Consider the following 5,810-nt stretch of genomic DNA (forward strand, 5'->3'; position numbering starts at 1 on the left):
CGCAATCTCGGGGAGCGTTTTGTTTCCACTGAAAAACAAAGCCACAGCGAAGATCACGGATACTCCCAAGGCATCAGTGTGGGAGACATCAATCAAGACGGATGGCCCGATTTGCTGATCGGAAACATTGGACTGAATCGGTTGCTACTCAACAACGGCGACGGAACCTTCCAAGACGGCTCGGAATTGATGCTCGGACAAGGCAACCGGTTCACCTCGTCGATGGCAATCGCGGACCTCAGTGGAGATGCCATACCGGATTTGTATGAGGTCAACTACATCGGTCTGAAGGATGCGTTTGCCCCACCATCGTACGATGCAAATGGACGGGAGTTGCTCGAGGGTCCGCTCAGCCAACCGCCTGAAGCAGATCATTGGTACCGCTGCGACGGGAAAGGACGCTGTTTTGGCCGTGAAATCCCAACTTCCACTGCCAAACCGGGGACAGGATTGGGAATTGTGATCACGGACATGGATGGGCAGGAAGGCAACGAGGTCTACGTCGGCAACGATGCCCGCCCCAATCATTTCTTCAAGTCCAAGCTCCATCCTTGGAAGGACATCGCCAGCATTCAGGGCGTTGCCAGCGGTCGTTTTGGTCGCTCGAACGCTTGCATGGGAATCGCGACCGGGGACTTCAACCGGGATGGTCGTTTCGACATGCACGTCAGCAATTTCTATGGCGAATACGACAATCTATTTTTGCAAAGCGAAAGCGGTACGTTTCGTGATGCCTCGCCAAGCTATCAGTTGCCCGCACTGAGCAAGTCCAACGTCGGTTTCGGATCCAAAAGTCTCGATGTGGATCGCGACGGTTGGTTGGATCTGATGACAACCAATGGCCACATCGCCGATCAACGACATCTCGGCGAACCGTTTCGTCAACAGCCGCTGCTGATGCACAATCAAAAGGATCGCTTCGACGCGGTGAGCACGCACGATCCGTCGAGCTACATGGCGGGATTGTACCTGGGACGCGGTTTGGCAAAACTGGATTGGAATCAAGACAGGAAAATGGACTTGTTGGTCACACACCTCGATCACCCGTCGTCGCTTCTGGAATTCAGCAGCGGGTTGCTCGGTCACGGATTGCAACTCGAGCTGGTCGGCGTGCTGAGTGAACGAGATGCGATTGGAGCCCGGGTCACTGTACAAGCCCGACACGGCGTCCAGGCTGACTGGGTCACCGCTGGCGACGGCTACCTTTGCACCGACGAGGCCGTGCTGGAATTCGGGTTGGCGGATTGCGATGTCGCACAGCAAATCCAGGTTCAGTGGCCCAGCGGCACGGTTCAGACATTCGAAAACGTCCCCGCCAATCAACGCTACCTCGTCATCGAGAACGCCTCGCGATTGCACACTCGTTGAAGTGGCCTCCGCCACCATCGTCATCAACCAAGTCGTGCAGTTTTTGAGTGCAGTGACAGCAGTGTCCATGGTGACGGCTCGTCGACTCAGGCCTCAACGACGTTTCAACGCATGGCGGATAAGCACTCCTGCCCGTCCGAGTCAGCCAAGGCCCCCATCACAACCCGACGCGTCAGCGAGGGACTGCCCCAACTCCCACGACGGCCCCATCCGGGGCGAACCCCAGACGTCAGCCACCATCCATTTTTCGAACATCCCGAGCGGACACAAGTGGATCTGAACTCACTGCCAAAAGCCGTCGCTCCGCGACTGAAGCCAAGGCGTCGCACACCTTCCCCCCAAAACTTCGTTTTTGGGAGAGGTTCTCAAAGGCAGAAAACTGCCTGCCTCTAACATGCAGCGACTGCAAATCAGTTCGGGCTCTTGTTCACTCTCCGGTGACAACATGCATGCAATTTTGGACGGTCTCCGTGCAATCGGCACAGCACGTGCAAAGTACACGGGTGTCACTTCAACCTGCTTCAAGGAGCACACCCATGTCCAAGTCAGACGTAATGATCAAAGATGAAGCCATGCACCACGACCATCGTCAGTGGGAAAGCGATGTCTCGATGTGGCGCGATGACATCGAAATTTGGCAACAAGGTCATCAAAACGCGTTGAAAGAACTCAACCGCATCGCTGAACGACTGACCGAGCACGCTGCGGCACTCGAAAATCATGTGGACCAACTCGATTCGCACGAAGCCGCTACACTGCAGCACGAGCACGTCGTCGCCGCTGATTTCAAAAATGAAACCGAACCCTCGGCACATTCCACAGCGGAACACGTCAAGGAAGCCACGCGTCATCAACACTTGCGTGACGCTCATGAACGCATGAAAAAACACCACCACACCGTGATGGCACACATCGCGATGCTCAAGGCCACTCTCGACGCGGCGGTTTAAAACCTCACGGCGGAGAGTCGAATGAAAGAATGAATCGAACCGATGGAACTGATCGAAGTCCCGCAACTGATTCGCAACGCGGATCGTTTTCGCGAGGTCGTCACGACTCTCGCCCGCCACGGGTTGGCAGACTGGATTTCAGGAGTTCCGTCGGTTTGGCGTGAGCGTTTGCGAGTGGGACGTGATGACGAATCACTCACCACCCCGCAGCGCATTCGCGTCGCAATGACGGACCTGGGAACCACCTTCATCAAACTTGGACAAGTTCTCAGTACACGCGAAGATTTGGTGGGTCCCGAACTGGCGCGCGAGTTTGCACAACTTCGAGCCAATACGCCCAGCGACCCTCCCGACGCGGTCATTGCGATGATCGAGACCGAACTGGGAGCTAGCATTGACGAACTCTTCTCATGGTTCGATCCAGTCGCCATGGCTTCCGCTTCGATCGGACAGGTTCACCGGGCGACCACGCTCGATGGATTGGACGTCGTCGTCAAGGTTCAACATCCCGGCATCGAACGGCGGATCGTCAATGATTTGCAGATCATGCAAAAACTGGCAGAAATTGCCGAACAACAATCCACGCGACTGCAGCAATATCGCCCCGTTGAAACCATTCGAGAGTTCCAAAGATCGTTGATTCGGGAATTGGATTTCCATCGCGAACTGAAGAACATGACTCGGTTTCAAAAGAACTTCGCGGACGAACCGAAGGTCCACTTCGCAACGCCGTATCCCAAACTGAGTTCCCGTCGGGTTCTCACGATGGAACGCCTTCAAGGGGTCAGCGTCTCTGACAAGGAGGCTTTGGAATCGTCCGGTGCCGATCTGACGGCGGTCGCGATGTGCGGCGCGACCGTGTTCCTTGACATGATTTTCCGGGATGGTTTCTACCACGCTGATCCGCACCCAGGAAACCTAATGATCCTTCCGAGCGAACCTCAACCGGATCAGCCCAATTGCCCACCTCGAGTCGGGATTCTCGATTGTGGAATGGTCGGTCGCATCGACAGCGGTCTGCGGGACGACTTGGAAGCCGCCTTGATCGCGTCGGTGACCAGCGATGCGGCGAGCATCACCGAGATTGTCGTGCGTTTAGGACAGGTCCCAATGGATTTCGATGAGCCCGCTTTGGTCTCAGAAATTCAAGACATGCTGGATGATTACGCCGACCAAAACCTGCGTGACTTTGACGTTACCGCGTGCCTGCAAGACGTCATTCGAATCATTCGCGAGCATCACATCTACTTGCCCGCCAAAGTCGCCATGCTTCTCAAAGTCCTGGCAATGCTCGAAGGCACTGCACATCAACTGAACCCTGATTTCAGTCTCGCGGAACTGTTGCAACCTTACGGGCAACAAGCGATGAGTCGACGGTTGTCACCCCGGCGTGTTTACGAACGCATGAAATCGCGGGTGAATGAGTGGGAGCATTTCCTCAGCATTCTTCCAAAGGACTTGGCCGATGTGCTCCACAGTTTGAAACAGGGCAACTTTGACGTTCATCTTCAACACCGTCGTCTGGAACCCGTCGTCAATCGACTGGTCATGGGAATTTTGACTGCCGCGTTGTTTGTCGGTTCCGCTTCGCTTTGGAGCAGTGGTGTGTCGCCTCAGTTGTTCGGCGTCTCCGTCCCAGGTTTGCTCGGGTGTTCGCTTGCGGTCTTCATGGGCGTGAGACTCACCTGGCAAATCTCCAGAGTGAGATAGAATCCGTTATGTGGAAGCACGCCCATGACCGCGGCGCACACTCACCGTCGCAGAATCAAAACCGGGCAGTGTGCTGCACGGACGACGTGTTCTGCCACGGATCCCAGCAGCAAGCGTTTCACTCCGCTACGACCGTGTGACGGCATCACGATCAAATCGATCTTGTGATCGGCGGCGAATCGAGGGATGCCTTCGGTAGGGCTGTCCACCGCCGTGAAGAGCTGAATCCCATCGAATTCAGCGGCGTGAAAGGACTCTTTCATTTCCTTCATTGCCGACACCTCGTGTTCAGCATCCACCTTGGCGGCTCCTTCCCAATTGAATGTTCCGCCAGCCATTCCGCCTCCCAATTCGTAGCCGCCGTTGTCGTCCAAGCCGTACAGTTGGGCGGGATCGACCACATGCAAGACGAACACGTTCTCGTTCTTCCCGGCGATCTTGACCGCCGTTTCAACTGCGTCCTTGGATTCGTCAGAGAAGTCGACCGGAACCAAAATTTTGCTGTTTCCAAAGTAGTTCATGCTGTGACTTCCTTTACAAAGTGATCCGGTCGAATGACGCCGGGATACCGGAGGCTCCGATGCAGTTCCAATACCAAATCATAACACCACCAAAACGACACAGGACAATGTGCACTCGGCGCCCAACATGTCCATGGATGCACACATGCGTTTGCAAGCGTCTGTGTCAGCCGATGCGCAAAGAACAGTCAAAAGAACGTGATCCGTCGGGGCGTTTTTCTTCTGGTTGCACGTGGGAGCAAAGACGTTTGGCAAAACGATTCAAATGCCGAAACACTACCGATACCAGATTCACATCCGACTGTGTTCGCGGCATGAGGTTTGCCATCCCTCTTGGATACCCAACGGTTCCAACTCAAACAAAAACAGGAGTGCAGTCATGTCGCTTACAAAACAAATGCTTCGCGTCGGTTTGGTCGCAGTCGCCGTCATCGCCGCTTCGGCTGGTCCAACGGCCAACGCGGAAGACAATGCCAAGATCGATGGCAGCGGACAAAAGGTGGTCGTCCATCTGTCTCACTTCACCGATGATCTGCATCGCTGCTTCATGGCTGTGAAAGTTGCCAACCTGATGCAAGACTATGGCGCCGACGTGACCCTGTTTGTTGACTTGGAGGGTGTCCGAATCGCGGAACGAAAACAAGAACTGAAGTTCAATTGGGGACCTGATTCACCATCGTTGGCAGAGTTGTACGAGAAGTTCGCTGCCGGCGGAGGCAAAGTGCTTGTCTGCCCTCACTGTGCCAAGTCAGCGCACATCACCGATCCCGGTCTCAAACGCAATGCGGACATCGCGACACTTCCGATGCTTGGCAAACTGCTGATCGAAGCCGACAAAGTCATGGACTACTGATCCGCTGCTGGACCGACGAGCTTGAGCGCTGCAATTCGGCAGGGAGATCGCTGTTAACGGTGGTCCATCTTAGTTGCATCGAGATGCGTTCCACCAAGGACCTGGACGTTTGGTCCCGGCTTGCATTTTGGGAGTCGCTGGACAACCTTCTGGGGAAACGGCTTGCCAGAGCGATCTTTTGACGCTTTGAAGAGTGGCGAGCAGCGTTCCGCCATCTTGCTCACCCCGCTTCGGTCGCACGCCAAACGATGCGACACTCCCAAGTGACATTTGAATGAATTCCAACGATCTCCCCGCATCAAAACCGATTCGCCGTTCACGAAAAGCCCGCAGCAAAGTGCTGATGTTTCTGCGGCGAGTTCATCTCTATGTCGGACTGTTTCTTTTGCCGTGGGTGTTTTTGTACGG

5 protein-coding genes are annotated in these 5,810 nt (G+C 55.1%); 4 read left to right on the forward strand and 1 reads right to left on the reverse strand.

The genetic code is table 11. The features are described 5' to 3' along the window. The 3 genes from ACF8AM_RS06820 to ACF8AM_RS06830 all read left to right on the forward strand — a co-directional run. A partial coding sequence (locus ACF8AM_RS06820; RefSeq protein WP_392554904.1) for a CRTAC1 family protein occupies nt 1-1,368 on the forward strand: 1,368 nt, incomplete at its 5' end. Nucleotides 1,369-1,904: 536 nt separating this feature from the next. Further along, nucleotides 1,905-2,318, forward strand: coding sequence for a hypothetical protein (locus ACF8AM_RS06825; protein ID WP_392554905.1), 414 nt, complete (start codon nt 1,905-1,907; stop codon nt 2,316-2,318). 42 nt (nt 2,319-2,360) lie between these two features. Then, nucleotides 2,361-4,028 carry an ABC1 kinase family protein gene (locus ACF8AM_RS06830; protein WP_392554906.1) on the forward strand — a complete coding sequence of 556 codons (1,668 nt, stop codon included), beginning with the start codon at nt 2,361-2,363 and terminating at the stop codon, nt 4,026-4,028. A gap of 41 nt (nt 4,029-4,069) precedes the next feature. On the opposite strand, the gene ACF8AM_RS06835 is transcribed toward ACF8AM_RS06830, so the two are convergent. Next, nucleotides 4,070-4,549, reverse strand: a complete 480-nt coding sequence (locus tag ACF8AM_RS06835; protein ID WP_392554907.1) for a universal stress protein — start codon at nt 4,547-4,549, stop codon at nt 4,070-4,072. A 379-nt stretch (nt 4,550-4,928) separates the two neighbouring features. Here ACF8AM_RS06835 and ACF8AM_RS06840 point away from each other — a divergent pair, with 379 nt between their 5' ends. Continuing rightward, nucleotides 4,929-5,402, forward strand: a complete 474-nt coding sequence (locus ACF8AM_RS06840; RefSeq protein WP_392554908.1) for a DsrE family protein — start codon at nt 4,929-4,931, stop codon at nt 5,400-5,402. Nucleotides 5,403-5,810 lie beyond the last annotated feature (408 nt).

Source organism: Rhodopirellula sp. JB055 (genome assembly GCF_043100905.1).
Lineage (GTDB): Bacteria > Planctomycetota > Planctomycetia > Pirellulales > Pirellulaceae > Rhodopirellula.